The 21,637-nt window shown below is 43.0% G+C and carries 18 protein-coding genes, 2 tRNA genes and 1 pseudogene; 4 read left to right on the top strand and 17 right to left on the bottom strand.

The window, feature by feature from the left end:
- Window positions 1-117 precede the first annotated feature (117 nt).
- From HGO97_RS24450 to HGO97_RS18475, 3 genes and pseudogenes are all read left to right on the top strand, one after another.
- A pseudogene (locus HGO97_RS24450) lies at window positions 118-273 on the top strand (peptidoglycan binding domain-containing protein); the annotation flags it as partial.
- A 6-nt stretch (window positions 274-279) separates the two neighbouring features.
- Window positions 280-1,149, top strand: a complete 870-nt coding sequence (locus HGO97_RS18480; protein WP_246597575.1) for a L,D-transpeptidase family protein — start codon at window positions 280-282, stop codon at window positions 1,147-1,149.
- 85 nt (window positions 1,150-1,234) lie between these two features.
- Window positions 1,235-2,092, top strand: coding sequence for a hypothetical protein (locus HGO97_RS18475; RefSeq protein WP_216244413.1), 858 nt, complete (start codon window positions 1,235-1,237; stop codon window positions 2,090-2,092).
- 63 nt (window positions 2,093-2,155) lie between these two features.
- On the opposite strand, the gene HGO97_RS18470 is transcribed toward HGO97_RS18475, so the two are convergent.
- The 12 genes from HGO97_RS18470 to HGO97_RS18415 all read right to left on the bottom strand — a co-directional run bounded on the left by HGO97_RS18470 (window position 2,156) and on the right by HGO97_RS18415 (window position 13,887).
- Window positions 2,156-2,656: a PTS sugar transporter subunit IIA gene (locus HGO97_RS18470; RefSeq protein ID WP_216244412.1), complete on the bottom strand. Its 501-nt coding sequence runs from the start codon at window positions 2,654-2,656 to the stop codon at window positions 2,156-2,158.
- Between the two features lie 2 nt (window positions 2,657-2,658).
- Complete coding sequence (gene ascB / locus HGO97_RS18465; RefSeq protein WP_216244411.1) at window positions 2,659-4,080, bottom strand: 6-phospho-beta-glucosidase; 1,422 nt, start codon at window positions 4,078-4,080, stop codon at window positions 2,659-2,661.
- A gap of 17 nt (window positions 4,081-4,097) precedes the next feature.
- On the bottom strand, window positions 4,098-5,645 hold the full coding sequence (locus HGO97_RS18460) for a DUF5597 domain-containing protein (protein WP_216244410.1): 1,548 nt from the start codon (window positions 5,643-5,645) through the stop codon (window positions 4,098-4,100).
- Window positions 5,646-5,666: 21 nt separating this feature from the next.
- Complete coding sequence (locus tag HGO97_RS18455; RefSeq protein ID WP_216244409.1) at window positions 5,667-7,094, bottom strand: family 43 glycosylhydrolase; 1,428 nt, start codon at window positions 7,092-7,094, stop codon at window positions 5,667-5,669.
- Between the two features lie 6 nt (window positions 7,095-7,100).
- A complete protein-coding gene (locus tag HGO97_RS18450) occupies window positions 7,101-8,498 on the bottom strand; it encodes a PTS transporter subunit EIIC (protein WP_216244408.1) in 1,398 nt (465 codons plus the stop codon).
- Between the two features lie 237 nt (window positions 8,499-8,735).
- Complete coding sequence (licT, locus tag HGO97_RS18445) at window positions 8,736-9,638, bottom strand: BglG family transcription antiterminator LicT (protein ID WP_216244407.1); 903 nt, start codon at window positions 9,636-9,638, stop codon at window positions 8,736-8,738.
- A 347-nt stretch (window positions 9,639-9,985) separates the two neighbouring features.
- Window positions 9,986-11,317: an MATE family efflux transporter gene (locus tag HGO97_RS18440; RefSeq protein ID WP_216244406.1), complete on the bottom strand. Its 1,332-nt coding sequence runs from the start codon at window positions 11,315-11,317 to the stop codon at window positions 9,986-9,988.
- Window positions 11,318-11,352: 35 nt separating this feature from the next.
- Window positions 11,353-11,811 (bottom strand): MarR family winged helix-turn-helix transcriptional regulator, encoded by a 459-nt coding sequence (locus tag HGO97_RS18435; protein WP_216244404.1) that lies wholly within the window; start codon window positions 11,809-11,811, stop codon window positions 11,353-11,355.
- 183 nt (window positions 11,812-11,994) lie between these two features.
- Complete coding sequence (locus HGO97_RS18430; RefSeq protein ID WP_216244402.1) at window positions 11,995-13,152, bottom strand: metallophosphoesterase; 1,158 nt, start codon at window positions 13,150-13,152, stop codon at window positions 11,995-11,997.
- 58 nt (window positions 13,153-13,210) lie between these two features.
- Window positions 13,211-13,633: a flavodoxin family protein gene (locus HGO97_RS18425; RefSeq protein ID WP_216244400.1), complete on the bottom strand. Its 423-nt coding sequence runs from the start codon at window positions 13,631-13,633 to the stop codon at window positions 13,211-13,213.
- Between the two features lie 77 nt (window positions 13,634-13,710).
- Window positions 13,711-13,782: transfer RNA gene (locus HGO97_RS18420), tRNA-Asn, on the bottom strand.
- A 32-nt stretch (window positions 13,783-13,814) separates the two neighbouring features.
- Window positions 13,815-13,887, bottom strand: a tRNA-Ala gene (locus tag HGO97_RS18415).
- 311 nt (window positions 13,888-14,198) lie between these two features.
- Between HGO97_RS18415 and HGO97_RS18410 the strand changes: the two genes are divergently transcribed.
- The gene (locus HGO97_RS18410; RefSeq protein WP_216244398.1) at window positions 14,199-14,978 is read left to right on the top strand and encodes a Uma2 family endonuclease; all 780 of its coding nucleotides are present in this window, start codon (window positions 14,199-14,201) and stop codon (window positions 14,976-14,978) included.
- A 166-nt stretch (window positions 14,979-15,144) separates the two neighbouring features.
- On the opposite strand, the gene HGO97_RS18405 is transcribed toward HGO97_RS18410, so the two are convergent.
- The 5 genes from HGO97_RS18405 to HGO97_RS18385 all read right to left on the bottom strand — a co-directional run bounded on the left by HGO97_RS18405 (window position 15,145) and on the right by HGO97_RS18385 (window position 21,600).
- A complete protein-coding gene (locus HGO97_RS18405) occupies window positions 15,145-16,632 on the bottom strand; it encodes a response regulator (RefSeq protein ID WP_216244397.1) in 1,488 nt (495 codons plus the stop codon).
- Window positions 16,625-18,406 (bottom strand): sensor histidine kinase, encoded by a 1,782-nt coding sequence (locus tag HGO97_RS18400; RefSeq protein WP_216244396.1) that lies wholly within the window; start codon window positions 18,404-18,406, stop codon window positions 16,625-16,627. Before HGO97_RS18400 ends, HGO97_RS18405 begins: the two co-directional genes overlap by 8 nt.
- Before the next feature lie 128 nt (window positions 18,407-18,534).
- Window positions 18,535-19,365 (bottom strand): carbohydrate ABC transporter permease, encoded by an 831-nt coding sequence (locus tag HGO97_RS18395; RefSeq protein ID WP_216244395.1) that lies wholly within the window; start codon window positions 19,363-19,365, stop codon window positions 18,535-18,537.
- Between the two features lie 3 nt (window positions 19,366-19,368).
- The gene (locus tag HGO97_RS18390; protein WP_216244394.1) at window positions 19,369-20,226 is read right to left on the bottom strand and encodes a carbohydrate ABC transporter permease; all 858 of its coding nucleotides are present in this window, start codon (window positions 20,224-20,226) and stop codon (window positions 19,369-19,371) included.
- Window positions 20,227-20,289: 63 nt separating this feature from the next.
- Window positions 20,290-21,600: an ABC transporter substrate-binding protein gene (locus HGO97_RS18385; protein ID WP_216244392.1), complete on the bottom strand. Its 1,311-nt coding sequence runs from the start codon at window positions 21,598-21,600 to the stop codon at window positions 20,290-20,292.
- Between the last annotated feature and the right edge of the window lie 37 nt (window positions 21,601-21,637).

Here is a 21,637-nt window from a genome sequence, read left to right as displayed (position 1 = left end):
CTTGCAAATCTTGAAAGGAACATCATGGAAGTTGCGAGTTAGGCAAAGCTATCCACAAACGGGAGAAAATTGGTTACATTTAATTTGTACTTTTTCTTGACATAGGACCAGGAAGCTCTTGACAGAGAGATCAACGCTCTCAAAGCGGTCACAGTCGAGCAGACACAGCCAAAATCTGCACAGCCAAAGTTCGACAAAACGCAGTTTGTCATCGAGCCAGAAGTATATGGAACGGCCGTTGATAAGGATCGGCTAAAAGAAAAAATTGTCTCCTCTATTATGAAGTTTGATTCGAAAATCAACCTGGAGAAAGAGAAATGCTACGCCATCCCGGCATTTACCTCTGACTCGGATCTAGTCAGGCAGGCATGTTCCCAAATGAACCAATACTGTGAGGCGAGCATTACTTATCCTATGAATGAGCCGGTGGTAGTGGATAAAGCTCTGATTTCTAAGTGGCTTAAAGTGGATGACAAGATGAACGTAATGTTCCATGACGATGCTGTCAGACAGTGGTTGAGTGAGTTCGGGGATCAATACGATACGGTAGGGACAACAAGGACATTTACCACGCCGACTGGGAAGAGCACCTCTGTATCCGGTGGTACTTATGGCTGGTCCATTGATGAGGACACAGAATTTGAAAAACTGAAAAGCAGTATCCAAAATAAAGAAGTCGTTACCAGGGAGCCGGCCTATTATATTGGAGGTGTGGCAGCTTCACACGCAATGCCTGACTGGGGGAACACTTACGTAGATGTGGATTTGAGTGAACAGCACATGTGGTATCTAAAGGATGGGGCCATTGTACTTGAAACCGATGTAATCACAGGGGAACCAATTCCAGAAAAAATCACCCCGGAGGGTACCTTTTCCATACAGGATAAAAAGCAGAATGAAGTACTGGTGGGAAGTATCGACCCTTCTACCGGAAAGCCCTCCTATGAAACGCAAGTCTCTTACTGGATGCGCATCACCTGGGACACCGGAGTCGGGCTGCATGACGCTACATGGCAAAGCTCTTTTGGCGGCACCCTTAATCAGATTCCCGATGTAGGCTCCCACGGCTGCATTAACATGCCGATTGACCAGGCTGCTGCTTTATATCATATGATAGAAGTAGGAACTCCTGTTGTAGTACATTACTAATTCTATCTTAACAAATTTCATGAGATACCATAAACCAACACCAGCCTTTCAACAAGGCTCTGAATTTACAAGGAGGCCACTTTTTATGCTTAAGAAAAACTCGGTACAGATTTTTAGCTGCAGGATGCAGTACACAACCACACATTTCACACGTAACCTATTTCGTTTTTCCCTATTAGTGGCCGCATGTATGCTGTTCACCGGATGCAGTAAAAAGCGTGCTGACCCAAGCCCAAAGGTCTCCTCCGAAAAGACCGACACTACGCAGGATGATTTAAAACCCAAAGACTCAAATACAGCTCCTGCCTCTGGACAAAAATCTTTTCAACAGCCGGATAAAAACACGGTGCTTTCCATACGCAGTGCTGCCCTGGCCGGAATGGATTCCAAGGATGTCGAGCGCCTGAAAACAATCATTTGTAATGCAAATCTTAGATTAGAAGCATTACTCATATTCGGCGATCTTCAGGACCACTTGACTGATCCTAATGATGGTTACTGGAATTATCTGGAGCAGACTGGCGAGATCATCACAGGATACTCCTATAAAACCGAGGATTGGGAAAAGAAAGACAGTCTTGGCTTAACTGATGAAGAATTCCAACAGCAATATGGTGAGCCAGTATACGCTCACAACGATTATGATGCTAAAGCCATACTCAGACTTCTGGAAGAGCTCAAGTTAAGTATATACAACGATGCATTTTCCCAGGATTTTGACATACTGATTGAACTGGTGCAGAAAGCAAAAGAGACGCATGATGTGAACTGCGTCATTAATATCTACCGTATCCTCCATGACATGGATTATTATCTCCTTCGCTATGGACCAGAAGACCTGGGGAAATATGTGCAGGATAAAAGTACCATTCTGAAATTTTATGGCGTACTTGAGGACTATAAGGGAACAGAATATTATAATAAAGAAGGATTTCTATCTTAAAGAAATCCTTCTATTCGTATCCTGTACAGCACAAGGGAAGACTTCCGAGCACAACAGGTACTTCTATGCTTCGAACACAACAACTGTTGTCTCTCCCTGTACAGCCTCCTCCCCGGTAACAAATCTTATTCCCGGAAATTCCTCCATATTTGTCACCACCAGCACACAAGTCAGCCCATAACCACACTCACGAATCCGTTGGGAATCGAATTGTATTAGTTTTTGCCCTGCCGCTACTTTATCGCCTTCTTTCACAAAAACTTCAAAGCCTTCCCCCTGCATGTTGACGGTATCTAAACCTTCATGAATGAGAATTTCGGCACCATTATTCAGGGTCATACCCACTGCATGTTTGGAGTCCGCCATTACGACGGACACGGTTCCACTGCATGGCGCATAGACAGTATCTCCAGTAGGTTCTATTCCGATGCCGTCTCCAAGAGCCTTTGAAGAGAACACCTCATCAGCGACCTCTTCGATTGGAATCACTTTTCCTGAAATATAGGCCTTTAACTCTCTCACCTTTTCCTCCGGCTCCTGCCTCTTCTTCAAAAATGATAACATTACTACCCCTCCTTTTCCAACAGGCATTGCCCATTTGTCTCGATAATATGTTTATACCAATAAAAGGATTTCTTCTTATAACGACTTAAAGTTCCGGTTCCGTCATCATTTCTGTCCACATAAATAAATCCATAACGCTTTTTCAGCTGTGCCGTTGAGGCACTTACCAGATCGATGCAGCCCCAGGATGTATATCCTAACAGTTCCACACCGTCTTCAAGAGCCTTTGCCATCTCTCTGATATGAGCTTCCATATACTGGATTCGGTAATCATCCTCTACGGTCAGTTCTCCATCAGGCCCCATTACCAGATGATCCTCTGCGCCAAGACCATTTTCTACAACAAATAGCGGCTTCTGGTATCTGTCATACATCTGATTTAACAGATATCTTAATCCCTGTGCATCGATTGGCCATCCCCACTGACTGACAGGAAGAAACGGATTCTTAACACCACCCAGGATATTCCCTTTTCCGACTTCCGCATTCAGATCTGCAGATTCACATGAACTGCCATAATAACTGAATGCAACAAAGTCCACCGTGTTCTTTAAGATTTCCTCGTCCCCTGGTTCCATCTGTATCTTAACACCTTGTTCCTTCAAATAGCTGTCCAGGTATCTTGGATAATACCCTCTTACCTGAACATCTGCAAAATAATAATTCTCCTGGTCTTTCTTCATAGCTTTTATCACATCATCAGGATGAGCAGTCAAGGGATATGTCGGACTTCCCAGAATCATACAGCCAACCATTGCTCCCGGCATCATTTCATGTGCGATCTTCACTGCAAGGGCACTTGCCACCAGCTCATGATGAATTGCCTGATACAGATTCTGTGCTGATAATTCCTCTCTCGGAGTCATGATTCCGCCGCTCATAAGAGGAGCCATCAGGATGGAATTGATTTCATTAAATGTCAGCCAGTACTTTACTTTACCCCGATACCGTGCAAAAATTGTACGGACATAGTTTTCATAGAAACGAATCAGTTTCCGATTCGTCCAACCATTATACTCCTTCGCCAAATGAAGCGGTGTCTCATAGTGAGAAATCGTCACCATCGGTTCTATCCCATATTTGTGGCATTCATCAAATAAGTCATCATAAAACTGCAGGCCTATCTCGTTTGGTGTAAGTTCATCTCCATTTGGGAAAATCCTTGACCATGCAATAGATGTTCGAAAAATCTTAAACCCCATCTCTGCAAAAAGTCGGATATCCTCCTTATATCTATGGTAAAAATCAACCCCGACCAGTTTCATATTGTCTTCTGTTGGCTCCTTGGTCCATGCCCCCATAATTCCATGAGGCATGATATCCTGGATCGACAGGCCTTTCCCATCTTCTAAGTATGCTCCTTCACATTGATTCGCAGCTACAGCTCCACCCCATAAGAACCCTTCCGGGAATAACGTCTTCATTTCAGCATCCTCCTCTTCTATTCATACCAATACCATTTTATATATTGCAGTTGTGGATTATCAAGAATCATCATACAATAGCGTTCATCACCATTTAAAATCCTTTTTCTGATATATTGATCCTCTTCAAATACACCCTCACTGTATTCCAATATGCCGAGTTTCCTATGCTCCTCCTTTTTTGCCAGAATCCCATAACGACAGGAAACACCAATCATATAGAGTTCATTCTCTTCTCCCTCCAGGATGATTCCCGCTGCTTTCGGAGTATCTTCCCCGGAATCCAGATAATCGATTCTGACATCGCAGGCTGCAAGAGAAAGCACTACCCCTTTCTCATATTCATTTTCCCGGATAAAGCTGTGCACTTTTCCTTTGGTCCGGTAACGATAGATGGTGTCTAATGCTTTCCCTAGAAGCTGATACGCACACCCAAGCCATTCTCCTGTTCCATCACACTGCCATGCTTTCATATCTATATTTAATATTTTCATGACAACCGGGTTCGCAATTCCTGTCCTTTGTTCCAAAGGCATCATAAAATCTTCTGCTCCAAATGGAGAAAAGCAGAGCGCCTGATACTTACCAATTGCGTAGAGAAGAGCACTGATATTTTTCCGATCCCTCCTATGCTCAGGAATTAACAAGGGGTTCTCCTCCCCGGCATACTCCCTGCATACCTCCTTTGTATTTGCTGTATAAATATCGGGTACACATGCAGAGATATGCGGTGCCAGTGCCTTCCACAGCGGAAGAAAACGTGCGATTGGACCTCCACTGGGATATCCGCCCGGACGCCATGGAAACTTTTCAATCCAGGCATTCACATACATTGGTAGTGGATACTGTGTTTTCCCGGTATAAGCGATTTTTTCTACTGCAGACACATAAGTATATTCCATAAATACTTCCGGCGCTTCTTCTTGAAAAGCCTCTCTCCACGTACCGCTTTTATCATATAACGCCGCAATGCTTTGTGGAATTTCCTTTTGGTATTCCTCTCTGGCAACTTCTGAATAGTCCATATCACTGCCCAGCAGACCGATTTCATTTTCCACCTGAACCAGAATTACAGTATGCTCTTCCCCATCTATTTCGCGTAGATGCTCCATCAGTCTTCCAAAAGCCGCTGCATCCGCATGAACGGCCGCTTGACAAAATGGGGAAATGACATCCATTGCAGCCCCTTCTCTGTCGCGAGCCCGGAAATAAGTCTCCTGGTCCTGTTTCATCCATGCGGGCACATAGCTGGAAATCCCGTTCTTCCACAATCCAAACCACAGGATTCCAAGTTTGACCCTTTCCCGTCTTGCCTGTCTGATCAATTGATCTACCAGCGAGAAATCAAACTCTCCCCTCACAGTCTCTATCATCTCCCAGTATACCGGGAGCAGAACGCTATTAACGTTAAGGCCCCTCAGATAGGGCCAGACCTGCTGTTCCATATACTCTGTGCTGGATGCAGAAGAGTTATGCAGTTCTGCCGAAAGCATTGTAAACGGTTTTCCATCCACAAATAGGCTCCATATTCCATTTTCTTTTTTTATGACCGGTATCTCTGTCATGCTCCTACTCCCTTCTATTAATCACCTGTCAAATTCAAACTCCAGGAAATCCATTGCTCCATCCTCCGGCTCAAACAGGAAATATACCGCGTGTTTCCCATATACTGCCTCTAATTCTGCCGTGTAGCTTGTCCAACTCGTTTGCTGTGTATCAACATTGATCTGGGAAACGGGACTGCTGTCCTGGGAATCTAATAAAACCTTCACCGTACCCCTTGCGCCTTTTATCTTGATCCGCACAGACGTCTCTCCCTCAAATTGCAAATACTTAACACCACATGCTGCCTGCTTCTGCATATTTGTCAGATACAGAACCCTTTTTTCTTTTTCCACCTCTTCTGTCTCCGTCAGATAGGGCATTGTCTCATCGAATGGTGGTTTAGAAGGAATCTTCTCCGCCGGAGATGGTCCATGCAGATTGCAGATGATATAAGACGGATATCTCTGTGCGGCTGGCAGTGGTCCTTCATTTAATCCACAACTTGTAATTTCCACCTGTGGGATTCTGCCGTCTTCCAGAATCTGAATTTTTTCCGCACAGGCCTGACGGCTAAAATGCCGCCCATGTGTGTGCCTGTGATAAAAAATGTAGTACTGCCCATCCACGCATTCTATACTCCCATGATTGTTCGCCATATAGGCTGTCGGCTCCTCAAAAAGTCCCACGTCCCCATTGGAAACGATCACACCTCCAAACGTAAACGGTCCCTCCGGCGCATCCGCTGTAGCGTAGCACAATTCATGCCCCTGCAGGCTGGAATAGATAAAATAGTACCTTCCATTCACTTTACGGATACTGGACGCCTCAAAAAACGGATGTTCCTCAAATCCTGTCCCTTTTGCACTGCAATAACCATTTGCAACTAGAACAGGATCACTGATTGCCGTCTTCATGTCTTTGTCAAGTTTTATCATATAGGCACCTGGCATGATTTCTTTTAATGCCGAATAAGCCCCTGTCGGTTTCCCCTCGATTTTGGGAGAAATGCCATAATACAGATAGATACCATCCTCATCCACAAGAATTCCTGGGTCAAATGCCAGACCGGCAGGCAGGCTGCCATCTGCATACTGAACATGTCCGTAAAACATAAACGGCCCTGACGGGGAATCACTGACTGCAACTCCAATATATTGAATATCTGACAGACCATAATAGAGATAATACCTTCCATCCGGCCCGCAAGCCACATCCGGCGCGAACAACAGTTTTGTTCCGTCAGAATTGGCAGCATCCTGCGATTTTCTGTAGGACACCCCTTCGTATTTCCAGGTGCTTAAATCATCTACAGGTGCACTCCATACCACATAATCTTCTTCACAATATTTTGTTCCGTGTGCCCGGTCATGAGAACCATATACATAAACTCGTCCGTTAAATACATGTGGTTCCCCGTCCGGTACATATTCCCATGACGGCAGATACGGGTTAAAAGCCAAATTTCTCATATAAATCTATTCCTCCTTTACCATATTGTCATTAAATCCAATAAAGTAAGTCAGTACAGCTGTTCCAAAAAATCCAATTGCAGAGGCAATAATTACTGTAATTCCGCCAAGTCCTGCCAATGCCGGAAGCGTCAAAATGCTTGTCGTCATAACAGATGGGAACATGACGCCTGCACCTGCCACAATAATACCGGCAATACCTGTACACAGGCAGGCAATAAAGAATGGTCTTTTATACTTCAAGTTCAGTCCATAAATTGCAGGCTCCGTAACCCCACCCAGTAATGCAGATAAAATTGCAGGGACAGCTATGTTTTTAACGGATGTCTTCTTTGTCTTGAGCCAAATTCCGACTGCAGCGCCGGCCATTGCAAAGTTTGTTGCGATTGTACATGGCAGAATCATATCTCCTCCATATAATGCAATATTATTCATAACCACCGGAATCAGTCCCCAGTGGAAACCAAAGATAATCATGATCGGCCATAAAATACCAAGTGCAAATCCTGCAACTGCAGGGAATGCTTCAATCAGCCATGCAAAAGCAGTTCCAATGGCAGTTCCGATCACATCTGTAACAGGCCCGATTACAATTAATGAAACCGGTACAATAATCAGGAGTGTAATTACAGGTACAAAAATTCCTCGTATTACTTTAGGGAACACTTTATTCAAGGCCTTCTCCAATTTACTCTGTGCATAAACTGCTACCAGAATCGGGAGAACAGATGAGGTGTAGCTGATCAGAACTACTGGAATCCCCAAAAAAGTAACCTCTGCACCTTCACCAAATAGTGCAGATAATGTAGGATATACCATTGCAGCCGCGATTCCTACAGCGAGGAAAGCATCTGCTTTGAACTTCTTGGCTGCAGTGAATGCCAGGAACATTGGCATAAAATAAAAGAAGCCATCTCCTATTGCATACAGGATTGTATATGTTGTACTCTGATCGGACAGCCATCCAAACGTAGAGCAGGTGATTGCGATCGCCTTGATTAATGCAGCAGCAGCCATCACTCCCATAAGGGGCATAAAAATCCCGGATACCGTATCTATAAATGTATTTACAATATTTTTGGGAGACAATCGCTCTCCTAATGTCTTTTTGATCTGTTCTTCTTCCTTTTCATTGATCTGGCCTCCATATGTAGTCCCGGTGACCTTCTCTACTGCCTTCATCACCTCATCCACATGAGTACCTATAACTACCTGATGCTGTCCACCGGAAATAATCACTTTGATCACTCCCTCAATCTGCTCAAGTTTCTCTACGTTTACCTTCTGCGTATCATCCAACCTAAATCTGAGCCTTGTCATACAGTGTACCAATGATTTAATATTCTCCTTACCGCCTACTTGTTCAACAATCTGACTGGCAAGTTTTGTGTAATCTTTCGCCATTTCATAATCCTCTCTTTCTTTTTACTTAACTTTTCTATCGGACCCTGCAGGAGACCTTTTAACACCGTCAGTATTACCTCCGGTATTTTTCAAAATAAGAAAGATCCGGAAATTCCAGCATGTATCTTCTTGATATATCACCTGATATACCAAAATCATGCCAGACTATCCGGATCTTGCTGAACTCAATCATAACATTCCTTACTAATCTTTCTTCTTTATATAAATCTCTTTGTTCTAAACTTCACTCTTCTTTTCCTTCTGTGTTCTCCTGTTCATTATCTGAACCAGATGGACTGCTAGATACATTACTTCTTCCTCACAGACATCATAGTTATATTCCTTAGATATAAACTCACAAACCTTCCGGCTGCACATATATTCTTCCTCATATTTCCTGATAGTGAGATTCAGCTCCTTTGTATCTCCCTCCATGAAATATGTCTTTGTCAGGACTCTCTGCGCAAAGAACTTCAGATGTGTCATATAACGACAATATATCAGGGAGTTCTTATCGATAGCTGTCATCCTGCTCCCAAAAGTCTGCGAAATGATTCGATCCATTTCATCGACCAGCGTAATGATTGCCCGCGTCTGATCGTTCTCATCGTGCGATTGTGCATTTACAAAATGCATCGCTATAAAACCAGCCTCATCCTCCGGCATCTTAATATCCATCTTCTCTTCAATCATCTTAAGAGCCCTCTCTCCCAACGAAAACTCCTTTTGATAGAACTTTTTAATCTCAAGAAGTAATGTATTATGGAGTAGAATACCCTGTCGGAAATTCTCTATGGCACCATCAAGGTGATCTGGCAGTGATATGTGTATTGCCTCATCCAAATCGGTCCCAAGCAGCTCATGTGCATACTCAATCAAATCCTCTGATATATTGATGATCTCATTCGAGACCCGACCTAAAAGTTCTGCAAAACGATCTGCTTTCCAATCATCCTCCATGACAAAAACTTTATCTATTTTAGCTTTGTCCACCGAGTCACCGGGGCGCTTCGAATATCCTATCCCATTGCCCAGTAATATCATTTCTTTCTGGTTGTCATCTAATATGATAACACAACTATTATTCAATACTCTGGATATCTTCATCACATCACCCGCTTCCTTTACTCTCTGTCCCATCCCTCTGCCGAATGTGGCAGAATCTTTTCAAATTACAAAAAAAGAACCCACATGACGTATCTGCATAAATACACAAATAACAATCATCGGATCCTGCTGAACTCAATCATAACACACCGTACACATAACTTTTACTTTTGTTTTTCAAGACAAACGTAGTATAGCAAAGATATAATTCAAAAACAATAGACAAATATAACAATTAAATATTTTATTTTTGTGTAAAATATCCAAAAACCAAAAAGCTTGCCCCCATTTCCACACGAATCCTTGTATTCCTTTTGTCTAAACTATAATCATCATCCGTGGGCACCAGCTCTGCAAGCCGGATGCCCTACAGGATAGTCTTACATATAATGGTACTTCTTCCGATTAACCAGTAAAAAGATGACGGAAAGTGTAAATGCAAATATCTCCGCTGACACCTCTGCCCACCAGATTCCATCGAGTCCAAGAAGGAGCGGCAGCAGCAATACAGCGGCAAGCTTGAAAATGAAGGTCCGAAGGAAGGAAATCGCTGCTGACACACCGCCATTATTGAGTGCCGTAAAAAAAGAGGACGCAAAAATGTTGAATCCCACAATCAGGAAGGAAAGTGTGGAAATCCTAAGTGCATGGACCGTCATTTCATATAGTGTCCCATCATACCCTACAAAGAGCCTGGAAAGCGGAACTGCCAGTATCTGTGCTGCCAGGACCATTCCTCCGCCGATCGATACCATCAATACAACACTTTTACAGAGCAGATTCTTTAATTCCATATGATTCTTCGCGCCATAATGATAGCTGACAATAGGTGCGCTTCCCATCGAATATCCAATAAAGACTGCAACAAAGATGAACTGAATATACATCAGGACACCGTAAGATGCCACACCGTTCTCCCCCGCATATTTGAGCAGTTGAAAGTTATACAGCATTCCCACGACGGATGAGGTGACACTGGATACCATTTCGGACGCGCCATTTGTACAGGCCTTGATGATTGGTCTTGCTTCCAGCTTAGTCTTTGCCAAACGCAGGCGGCTGGCATTGGGACGCAGAAAGTAAATCAGAGGAATGATTCCTCCGACACATTGACTCAGCCCCGTAGCAATTGCCGCACCTGCCACGCCCCATTTAAAAACAACAATAAATAAGGCATCCAGCACCATATTGGTCAGGCCCGCCGCTACATTTGAAGCCAGTCCCAGGTTCGGTTTTTCCGCTGTAATCAGAAACCCCTGGAGTGCATTTTGAAGCATAAAAGACATACTGAATCCCATCATGATCCTGCCATAGAGCACACAGTTCGGAAGCATCGCCTCATCTGCCCCTAACCAAATTGAGACGGGACGCATAATAACGATGCCCACGATGGAAAGAATTGTACCGACAATGATAGTAATTGAAACCATCATCGTAAAATATTGATTCGCTCTTTCTGTTTTTTGTTCTCCCAATGTTTTCGCAACCAGAGCGCTGCCTCCTGTTCCCAGCATGAAGCCCACACCGCCGAAAATCATATCCACCGGCATCACCAGATTAATTGCCGCAAAAGCAGTCTTTCCAACAAAATTAGATACGAACAGCCCATCCACAACACCGTATATAGACGTAAACACCATCATAATGATAGAGGGGAATACAAACCGTAACAGTCTTTTATAGTCAAAGTGATCAGATAACTGAATTGTCATAGTTTTCTCCTTTCTTTTCAGATGGCGCTAAAAAATCATTTCCCTGGAGAGGGGCGCCTCTTCTCGTATTCCTCGCGCATATATTGATTGCTCGTCCGAAACAGAGATATGAATAGGTCTCGTTCTTCCTCTGTAATTCTTGAAAATGCAGTCTCTTCAATCTCCTGTGTCTCTCCTATGACCCTGGCGCTAAACTCCCTGCCCGCTTCTGTCAGAATAATGTTCTTCTTGTTCCGCGTTCCGGGAATGACCTCCAATGCAATCCAGCCCTTCGTTGCCATAGCCGCAATAGAAGAATTGACCGTCTGCTTTGAATAGTACCAGTTATTGCACAATTCGCTCTGAGAAACCGGAGTATCACTGCTGTATAAAATGTATAAAATCCAATATATGCTGTCTGACAGCCCGTAACTGTGGGCGATTTCGTGATAGATTCCGTCATTTTCATTACAAAGCTGATTGAGTTCAACCATCTGTTTTTTCAACGTATTCATATAAATACTCCTCTTCTTTCTTAAACAAAGTTTCCAATATTAAAAAAGTATCTGATTTCGGACACTTTAGTAGTATAGTCCGAAATCAGATACTTTGTCAATAGGAATATATCTCCCATCTATTTCATTCTGTATCTTCGTTGTTCTGTTTTATCACATATTAATTTTCCTATTCCCCTGCTCCTAATCTCCCTGCGAAACAGGAATTTCAGCCTGAATCACTACAATTTCATTATCCGTTCCCACCCGCATAGGTGGTCCCCAGGTACCAGCTCCCGAGGTGACAATTGCCTGAGGGCCTTCCTGCCCCTGGCGGTAATATCCATAATTCGCTTTCAGTACCGCCCCGGTAACCAGATTAAAGGGAAACATCTGCCCCTGGTGTGTATGCCCGCATAAAATCAGGTCTGTATCCTTCCCATATTCTTCTATATTTTCCGGCCTGTGATCCAGTACGATCTTAGGATATTTTTCCGCATCCGGCATGTCCTCCAGAGCCTTTCTCTTTTCCCCCTGTCCACCAATAGGACCGGAATCCTTTCTTCCTGCCAGGATTATCTTTTGCCCGATCAGGACCTCTTCATCCTCCAGCAAATGAATCTGTGCCTTATCCAGAAATTCCAGCATTCCTTCATATCCTGCCCCTGCATCATGATTTCCAAGACAGGCATAAACACCATAAGATGCTTTTATTTCACTGAACATTTCCTGAATCAGTTCAGGATTTTTCACTGATGTAATATCTCCGTCAAAAATATCTCCTGCAATACAGACTAAATCTGGTTCTATCTCATTAATAGCCTTTACAATTTTTTCCACATGCCTGTCATCAATCACGTATCCCAGATGCAGATCACTGATCAAAACGATTTTCATGGAATCTGTTTTCCCCTGGGCTTCCCGTAAATCTATCTGATAATTCTTTGTCTGAATCCTCGAAGAATGGATTCCTCCATAAACAGACAGACCCACTGTTAAAACGAGTACCAGAGCTCCAGCAAGTAACTCTGCACCATGTAACAAGGATACCGCCAACAAACCACTTTTCTTTAACAGGAGCAGAATAAGGTCTGCGAAATTGACAAACATCATCATATAAATGATAACTCCAAGAGCATAGTGATCTATAAGAAAAAGCACCCGCGGGACCGGATTGCCGGGTATGCGGCTTATAACAAACAATACGAGAACAGCCGTCACCAGAATACCGTATAAAATGCCAAAAACACGGGGATCCGCCCCTTTAAAGGTCAGACTGAGCCAGAAGAACAACTTTTGCCCAGCATGAACAAATAGACCGATAAATGCTCCAAATGCCACTAACATGAAAATAATCTGCATAACGCCCCCCTTCCTTAGGAACTTCCTTTTTACAGGTTAAGTCACAAGAAACCAGCTATTATATCTCCGAAGCTTTGATATCCGTTATTCCCGTCACCTTTACTCCATTGCCAGATAAAACACTCTTTACGTACTCCCCACTTTTCTGGCTGTTTCCACTTCCTGATGTAAAAATGAGTTCCACACTGCTCCCCCGCTTGATCAGCGGGAGCACATTATTGATTGCCGGCGCAGGATATCCTGCCCATATAGGCATTGCTATGATTACTCTCTCATACTGTGACAAGTCCGTATTAAAAGAGTGAAGCTTCGCCTTTCTATGGCTTCTGGCACACAGGCTCCCCACTGTATAGGTCAGAAAGTTCCCCCTGCGTTTTATCAAGGTAAGAGGAAGAAGATCTGCGCCTTCCTCCTTCGCCTTCTGTTCAGCAAGTATTTTTGTTTTCCCTGTGTAAGAGAAATAAATCAGGACTGTTTTCATCTTTAAATCCTTCCTTTCATAATGCTTATTTTTTATAAAAGAAAAATCCGTAAACTTGACGTTTACGGATTTGAAAACTCCCCGAGTTGGGCTCGAACCAACGACCCTTCGGTTAACAGCCGAATGCTCTACCACTGAGCTATCGAGGAATATCTATCAGGATGATTGCTCATCTGATAAGTGGAGAATACGAGATTCGAACTCGTGACCTCCTGCTTGCAAGGCAGGCGCTCTCCCAACTGAGCTAATCCCCCATATAGTTTATTTGTTTTGACAGCTTTTATAAAATATCATATTCCGGACATTCTGTCAATATATTTTGGGGAACTTTTTCAGAACTTTTTAGATTTTTCTATTTTAGAATATCCAGAGAAACGTCATCAAAATATTATCTTATTAAAAACAGGGTTGAAATATGGTTGTTTTTCGGTTTGTTTTTGGATATTTTTATATATGACGGTTGAATCATGGATATTTCCATGTTATAGTAAATATATCCTAAAAGTAACCTTTTACCAGTACCATCAGCCTTTATAGCTTCATTTTTTATGAAAGGGATAATGTTATGACAATCCAGGAAATGAAAGAGCGAAAAAGAGAACTTGGGTATACCTATGCACAGATTGCAGATTTATCCGGAGTTCCATTGGGTACCGTACAGAAAATTTTTAATGGCTCTACCGCTTCCCCGAGATATGACACACTGCGGGCGTTAGAGCAGATACTGCGTGAACCTTCGGAGACCTTGATACGCGAGGCTTCGACTCCCTATCTAGCAAAAGAACAGGGAAAGTATACCCTGGAGGACTATTATAAGATTCCCGACGATACCCGCATGGAGCTGATTGACGGTGTTCTTTATGATATGACAGCTCCTACATCGAGTCATCAACTGATTACGGGCTTCATCTATGCCCAGCTGTTCAATCATGTAACTGACAATAAGGGGCCCTGTCTCCCTATGATTTCGCCAGTGGATGTCCAACTGGACTGTGATGACAAGACCATGGTGGAACCGGATATCCTGGTCGTCTGCGACCGTAGTAAGGTCATCGACCGGTGCGTATATGGAACACCGGATTTTATTATTGAGGTCCTCTCCAAATCCACGAAGAAAAAAGATGCCGTCATCAAGCTGAATAAGTATATGAATGCTGGCGTCCGCGAATACTGGATGATTGACCCTATGAAAGAAAAAGTGATTGTATACGATTTCGAACATGATGATTACCCTGTACTCTATGGCTTTGATGCTAACGTTCCTGTACAGATTTGGGACGGGAAATGTGTCATCGACTTCCAGGAATTATATGAGCATATACGGTTCCTTTATGAGAAAAGTTAGAAGATACCGTCATCATGCATACATTAGCAAAAAGGGGGCATCGGTTAATACCGATTTTTAGCCCTTGACACTTGGAGCTATCCTTCCCGATAGCCCCAATATATTGTAGATTTTCTGGAATATATATGATCATATGTGTTTTCTATACGAACTCATAGTGCCTCGCTCACATTGCTCTTTCCATATACTCTTTCGGACAGACTCCTGTAACAGACCGGAAGATACGGCTGAAATAGAACTGATCTAAATATCCTACACGCTCTGCAATATCCTTTACATATGCGGATGGTTCCTGCTGCATGATCCTTTTTGCCTGGTCCATCCGCATTTCTGTCAGATAGTTTGTAAAAGAGGTCTCTTTATAAGCCCGGAACATCCTGCTTAAAGAGGTCTGAGACACGCCAAATTTCCGGCAGATATCTCCCAGTGTCAAAGGTTCCTTAATATGTGTATTCAGATAGGCTAAGATAGAGCGAAATAGCTGCTCCTTATCATCGATCCTCTCCTTTCTTACGTTTGGAATACACTGCTTCATAAGAAGAACAAGGCTATTCTCAAGCTCCTCCATGTCTGCCGCATAATAGAACACATCATCCAGCATATACTCTATTTCTGCAGACTTCATTTCTAGTGGGCAGGCATTTTGGAGCAGACGCAGAATGTATTTAATTTCTGATTCCATATATAACTGACTCCGCTCTTCCATTTTCCATACAGAAAAGATGTTGTGAAGTTCCTCTGAAATTTGCTGATACTGACAACAACGGATTAATTGCTCCACATTCTCCAATATACGCTTTTCTGCCTCACTCACATGAACGGCTGGTATATCGCTTTCCAGCCCAGTCAACTGATTCTTTCCTATAATCAGAGATTCATCCAGCTTACGGTAAAGTCTCTCTGCAACATCTGCCAGTTGGCCAATCGAAATTTCGACTTCACAGAATACCCCTGTTACATAGGAACCTCGATTCTGCTTTTGTTCCCGCCGAAACAATTTTTCCAAAAACTCAGGAAATGTACTTTGAAACACAATTTCTCGTGGGATCAAGTAAAGTGCTTCCATCTCATCCCGGCCATAAATATATATCTTTTCCTCTTCCATGGAAAATATCTCAACACCGTGCTTCTTTATAAATCGGCTGGGCAGTCCATTCCAGCGAAAAATAACAGCGTAGTATGCTTCTGATGAAAAATACTGTTTCATTTTTGTCTCATCATCTACCACCTCTTTATGGCATAAGGACCGCAGAATCTGTGTCCTCTTCTCATGGTAAAGGCTGTTTAACCGAATCTCCATTCGTTCCATCAAAGCCATCATGTCAGACGGAACCAGCGGCTTGAGCAGATAATCACATACACCGGAACGCAATGCACTCTTGGCATATTCAAACTCTGAATAACCACTGACAATGACGGACAGGATTTCCGGGAATTCTTTCTTTACCTGAGACACCAGGGCAATTCCATCCATAATCGGCATTCGAATATCCGTGATTAATATATCTGGCTGGTCTCTGCGAATCAGCTCCAAAGCTTCCGCCCCATTCTCGGCGGTTCCAATAATTTCAAACTGAGGGCATTTTTTCTCCAATATCATACGGACATGGTTCAAGCCAATTGGCTCATCGTCCACTACCAAAATCCTATACATCCGTCCCACACTCCTTCACACCAATGATTACATCTGTTCCTCCCAATTCTTCTGACTCAATTTTAAAGATCAGTGATTCTGTATATAACATGTAAAGTCTTGCATATATGTTCACTAACCCCATCCCACCTATCTCGAGCTCTACATTACTGCGGTCATATGTCAGCTTATTCCTGACCGATTCAATAGAATCCATAATTCCCAGAAGCCGCTCTTTGGATATACCGCTCCCATTATCATGCACTCTTATATACCATTCATGCTCACCAAGATGTCCTGTCACGGATATCTCTATTACCTCAGCGCTTTGACGATATCCATGAACCGCCGCATTTTCCACGATCTGCTGCAGTACGATTTTGGGAAGAATCCTATCCTGTATTCCTTGATCCACATCAATCTCGTAACTTAATTTATAGTCATATCGGTACTTTAACAGTTTCAAATACGATTCCATATATTCAATCTCATCGTGGACGGTGGCATATTTATCCTTTGTATTCGTAGCATAACGCAGCATCTCGGCAAGTTCTTTACAGATATCGCAGATTACTTCATCGTCCGATAAGACACCTCTGTTTGATATCACATTCAGAACGTTATAGATGAAATGAGGATTGACCTGCGCTTGCAGCAGATCAAATTGAGCCTGAAGCTGTAATAGTGACATTCTCTTTTCTTTCAACATAGACTCATTCAAACGCTCTAACACATCCTTGTATGCCACATATAGAGACTCAATTTCGTCATTAGAGATTTTCTCTGGAATCTCTGCCTCTATATTATCCAAATGCGTTGTTTCCATAAATCTCTGCAGTTGTCGGATCGGTCTGGTCAGCTGTCTGGACGTAAGATATACATAACCAAGGGAGAGCCCAAGAAGCCCTACTAAGAGCAGAATACTGACAGGAAGTGACGCTTTCGCTGCACTCTTTCCTATGTTCACATTTGCAATTGTCAACAATATCATGTCCTGTGTCTTCGACTCCTGCTTTAAGCACAGCACCTTTTGTCCAGCTTCATTTTTAATCTCTCTGACGCCCTGAATATCCCCTTCCATCTGCTCCAAATATCCGTCCACCTCTACTCCTTCATCCGCAGAATATAGGAGTTCCCCCTCCTTCGTTACGAACAGATAGGTAATATTCTCTTCCTGATCGGCAAACATTTGATCTAAATGCTCTTTGCTCTGTTGAATCTCGATGTACCCCATCTGCATCCCCTGTATTTCCTTCACCACGGAGATTACATATGGTTTTTTCTTATTTCCCCAGTCATCTTCATGAAGCCCGATCAAAACATCTTTTCCACCTTTATTGCTGACTTTGTCCTTCCACGGGTAATTTTCATAGGAAGCGTTGATGGCTGGAGCCATCCCGGTATAATTTGTATTCGATATGACATTATTATTTTCATTGAACACGATTGCCCGATAATACTCATCCATCAAATAATATGTAGACAGCTTCGTCCTAATTGCAGCAGATGCATCATGGAAATACATTTCCTCATATGTATCTGCATCCAATACAGCAAATTCCTGGAGAGCATCCAGGATATCGACGTCGGACAAAAAATACGTAATGACCCCTTCCATTCCTGAAAGCAGGCTTTCCATCTGCTGAAGCTTCACATTCGAGACTGTACTGATATTCGTATATTCTCTTTCCTTATATTGCCGTACATTCAAGGCATAGTATACGCTTCCGAAAATCACGGTCACTACAATAGAAAAGAGCATGTACACAATGATGATTTTCTTCTGAAATTTCATTCCTTAAGACCTTTCTCTTTTTATACACCACGGAAATATTATAACATAAATAGGTTTCATAGAATGCCGATTCACAACCGTCTTATTTTTAAATACGACTAAAAGACGGTACACACCGTCTTTTACCTTTAGCCTTTTACTGCCCCTGCTACCATCCCGTCTACAATCCGCTTATTAAAGAAAATAAATAATATCAACATAGGAACTGTAATCAAGATTACATCTGCAAACAGAAGATTATAGGAGCTGGCATATTGCCCCATGAAATTATAGAGTGTAAGCTGCACTGTTGCATTCTCTGCTCCCGGCAGAAAATACAGGGGATTTGTAAAATCATTAAATATGGTAACTGCATTCAGTATAATCACCGTTGATGTCACCGGCTTTAACAACGGAAAGATAATTTTCGTAAAGATCTTCCACCCCGAGCATCCGTCAATATACCCCGCCTCTTCTAATTCCACAGGAATAGAGCCCATAAATCCCCGGTAAAGCATCACCGTAAATGGAATATGCAGTGCTGCTTCTATTAGGATCATTCCTGTCAGCGTTTTATATAAGTGTATCCTCTGTAATACCCAGATTGTGGGAAGAATCGCTGCCGGGACCATCAATCCTGTCATGATCAAGGCATTACATACTCCCATTGTTCTGTCCTTTCGTCTCTGAATGACATATCCACCCATGGACCCTACAATAATCAGGATAAGGACTGAACCAATAACAATCATCCCGCTATTTTTAAATGCCGTGATAATCTGATAATTATTTGCCTGAAATACCTGCAGAAAATTCTCAAAATGCACGCTGTCCGGCAGACTGATATTCAGCAGGTTCGCTTCTCTGCGCTCCTTCAATGCATTGATCAGCATAAAGGCAAATGGCACAATAAAGAAAACTGCTGCCGCCAGAAGACCTGCTGCATCCCCTAATATGTAAAGTCTTTTTCTCTTCTTCATAAATCAGTCCACCTCCTTGCTCAGCAAAAACTTTTGTAATGGGAACGCCAGAATTGCAATTAGAATAAACATGATTACATTTCCTGCCGTGGATAAACCATAGTATCCCGCTGCATACTGCTTATATACGGTAGATGCCATCACCTCTGTGGCATATCCCGGACCCCCGCCGGTCATCGCCCATATCAGCTCGAAGGTCCTGAGTCCTCCGATAAAGGAGAGAATAATGACGGAATTCATCGCTGGGCGGGAAAGCGGGACTGTGATTGCCTTCAAGCTCTGCCAAGCATTTGCTCCATCAATGGATGCCGCCTCATAAAAGGTTTTATCTATCGACTGCATCCCCGCTATGAAAATCACGGTCGCTACACCTACCCCTTTCCAGACATCTGTCAATATCACTGCATACAATGCCGTATGGGTATTCCCGAGCCAGTCCATCCCATTCCCACCGAACAGCTCTATCACATGGTTGATCAATCCTTTGGATGGATGCATCAACGCACAGAAGGTAATTCCTACTGCAACCGTACTAATCAGATTTGGGAAAAATACAACTGACCGCAAAAAGTTCTTTGTCTTGATTTTGCTTGTCAAAAACACTGCAAGGAAAAATGCAAGGAACAATTTCAGAACACACGTAAGGACCGCATAGATCATAGTATTTTTAATAGAGCTGTAAAGTGACGAATCCGAAAAAAACGTTTTAAAATTATCGAACCCGCAGAAAGTAAAGCTGTGAAAATCCCATACCGTCAGGCTGAAGAACAGCGATATTACCATTGGCAGAAGGAAGAAGATTGTGAATACAGCCATAGCCGGCACCATAAACCAATTAGAATATATTTTTTTCCTGTTCATATCCACCCTCCGTATTTCACGAAACTCCTGGGGGCGTGCTATAAAGCGCACCCCCACATTCCTTTACCATTTAAGTCCCAATTGTGTTGCCTGCTTTTCGCAGTCCTTGTCATATTTTTCTGCTGCTTCCTTTGCCGTTGTCTGCCCTGATCCTAATTCCTGGCAGATTGTTGGACAATCCGCGCCCTTCACCTGACTGATATACTCCAATGCCGGCGCCGTCTTTCCTGAATCAAGATAAGACTGGATATCCTGTGCCACTGCATCATAGGATTCTGATGGGAGCTCATATCCCTTCACACAATATGGACCTGCTGGAAGTGCTGCTTCTGTATATGCATCAAGTGCTTCATCTGAAATATAGAATTCCATGAAGTCTAAAATAGCCTCTTGCTTTTCACTATTTTTATTACCATAGATTGCTACAGGATACCACAGAGTAATTCCGTTGTTTGCAGCATCATCCCCTGGCATTCCGAAAATACCAATATCATTCACCTTATCTCCGTAAAGATCATAGATATTCGTCAGAGCCTTAGAAAGAATGAACCAATGTCCCGCCTCTCCATTTGCCATCATATCGCATCCGTCATCGTATGTAGTTGCTAGGTAGTCTTCATTATAATATGGCGTGGTATCTGCCAGCTTCTCAAAACTTCTCAACGCTTCCGGTGTCGTTGCCCATTTTGCTTCCCCGGCATCAAACTTTTCTGCAAAGTCCGGTGCATTTGTTTCCAAATTGTACGCATCCCCTAAAAATGGAATCTGTGCGGTCCATGCATCACCGAATGTTCCCAATATAGCAGTCTCGCCAGCTTCTTTTAGGACATCGCAGTTTGCCAGGAACTCATCCCATGTCTTCGGAACATCCAGACCATACTTTTCATACATCGGTTTGCTGTACATGATCGCCTCTGCCTGTGATGACTGATATGGAACCCCGTAGACTGCATCTCCTACAGAAACAGCCTCTTTGTAAGAATCATCCAAACGATCCGCAAATTCCTCACCTGATATATCGATGAAATATTCCTTAGGATTGATCGCATTTAAAAGGGAGCCGGAATTATAGACACATAAGTCAGCCATATCCCCGGAAGCTAGTCTTGTCTTTACGATATTGTCTCCTTCTGTCCCTCCCGGTCTTGTCTCAACGTTCACCTTGATTCCCAGTTTTTCCTCTGCAAGCTTGGCTACTGCCTCGAATCCAGCCGTCGATGCATTCGCTGTATCGACCAAAAGAGACAGTTCTGTGACATCCTTGTCCTTATCCTTCTTCTCTGCTCCATCTGTATCTCCCGAGCCTGAACACCCTGCGATCAGACCTGTTGCGAATACTGCACTCATGAATACTGCTACTACTCTTTTTTTCATACCTCTTCCTCCTGTGTGATGATATCATACTAACATG

The organism is Faecalicatena faecalis (genome assembly GCF_012524165.2).
In the GTDB taxonomy this organism is placed as follows: Bacteria; Bacillota; Clostridia; order Lachnospirales; family Lachnospiraceae; genus Faecalicatena_A; species Faecalicatena_A faecalis.
The sequence above is the reverse complement of the archived record's forward strand: the minus strand, read 5'-3'. Positions and strand labels throughout refer to the sequence as shown.

Coding starts and splice junctions, on each gene's coding strand:
- HGO97_RS18390 (WP_216244394.1), bottom strand. CDS start 20,226: ATGAACAGGAAAAAAATATATTCTAATTGGTTTATGGTGCCGGCTATG.
- HGO97_RS18455 (WP_216244409.1), bottom strand. CDS start 7,094: ATGAGAAATTTGGCTTTTAACCCGTATCTGCCGTCATGGGAATATGTA.
- HGO97_RS18460 (WP_216244410.1), bottom strand. CDS start 5,645: ATGACAGAGATACCGGTCATAAAAAAAGAAAATGGAATATGGAGCCTA.
- HGO97_RS18430 (WP_216244402.1), bottom strand. CDS start 13,152: ATGCAGATTATTTTCATGTTAGTGGCATTTGGAGCATTTATCGGTCTA.
- HGO97_RS18475 (WP_216244413.1), top strand. CDS start 1,235: ATGCTTAAGAAAAACTCGGTACAGATTTTTAGCTGCAGGATGCAGTAC.
- licT (WP_216244407.1), bottom strand. CDS start 9,638: ATGGGACAGAGAGTAAAGGAAGCGGGTGATGTGATGAAGATATCCAGA.
- HGO97_RS18470 (WP_216244412.1), bottom strand. CDS start 2,656: ATGTTATCATTTTTGAAGAAGAGGCAGGAGCCGGAGGAAAAGGTGAGA.
- HGO97_RS18480 (WP_246597575.1), top strand. CDS start 280: ATGAAGTTTGATTCGAAAATCAACCTGGAGAAAGAGAAATGCTACGCC.
- HGO97_RS18450 (WP_216244408.1), bottom strand. CDS start 8,498: ATGGCGAAAGATTACACAAAACTTGCCAGTCAGATTGTTGAACAAGTA.
- HGO97_RS18435 (WP_216244404.1), bottom strand. CDS start 11,811: ATGAATACGTTGAAAAAACAGATGGTTGAACTCAATCAGCTTTGTAAT.
- HGO97_RS18425 (WP_216244400.1), bottom strand. CDS start 13,633: ATGAAAACAGTCCTGATTTATTTCTCTTACACAGGGAAAACAAAAATA.
- HGO97_RS18385 (WP_216244392.1), bottom strand. CDS start 21,600: ATGAAAAAAAGAGTAGTAGCAGTATTCATGAGTGCAGTATTCGCAACA.
- HGO97_RS18405 (WP_216244397.1), bottom strand. CDS start 16,632: ATGTATAGGATTTTGGTAGTGGACGATGAGCCAATTGGCTTGAACCAT.
- HGO97_RS18400 (WP_216244396.1), bottom strand. CDS start 18,406: ATGAAATTTCAGAAGAAAATCATCATTGTGTACATGCTCTTTTCTATT.
- HGO97_RS18440 (WP_216244406.1), bottom strand. CDS start 11,317: ATGACAATTCAGTTATCTGATCACTTTGACTATAAAAGACTGTTACGG.
- HGO97_RS18410 (WP_216244398.1), top strand. CDS start 14,199: ATGACAATCCAGGAAATGAAAGAGCGAAAAAGAGAACTTGGGTATACC.
- HGO97_RS18395 (WP_216244395.1), bottom strand. CDS start 19,365: ATGAAGAAGAGAAAAAGACTTTACATATTAGGGGATGCAGCAGGTCTT.
- ascB (WP_216244411.1), bottom strand. CDS start 4,080: ATGAAGACGTTATTCCCGGAAGGGTTCTTATGGGGTGGAGCTGTAGCT.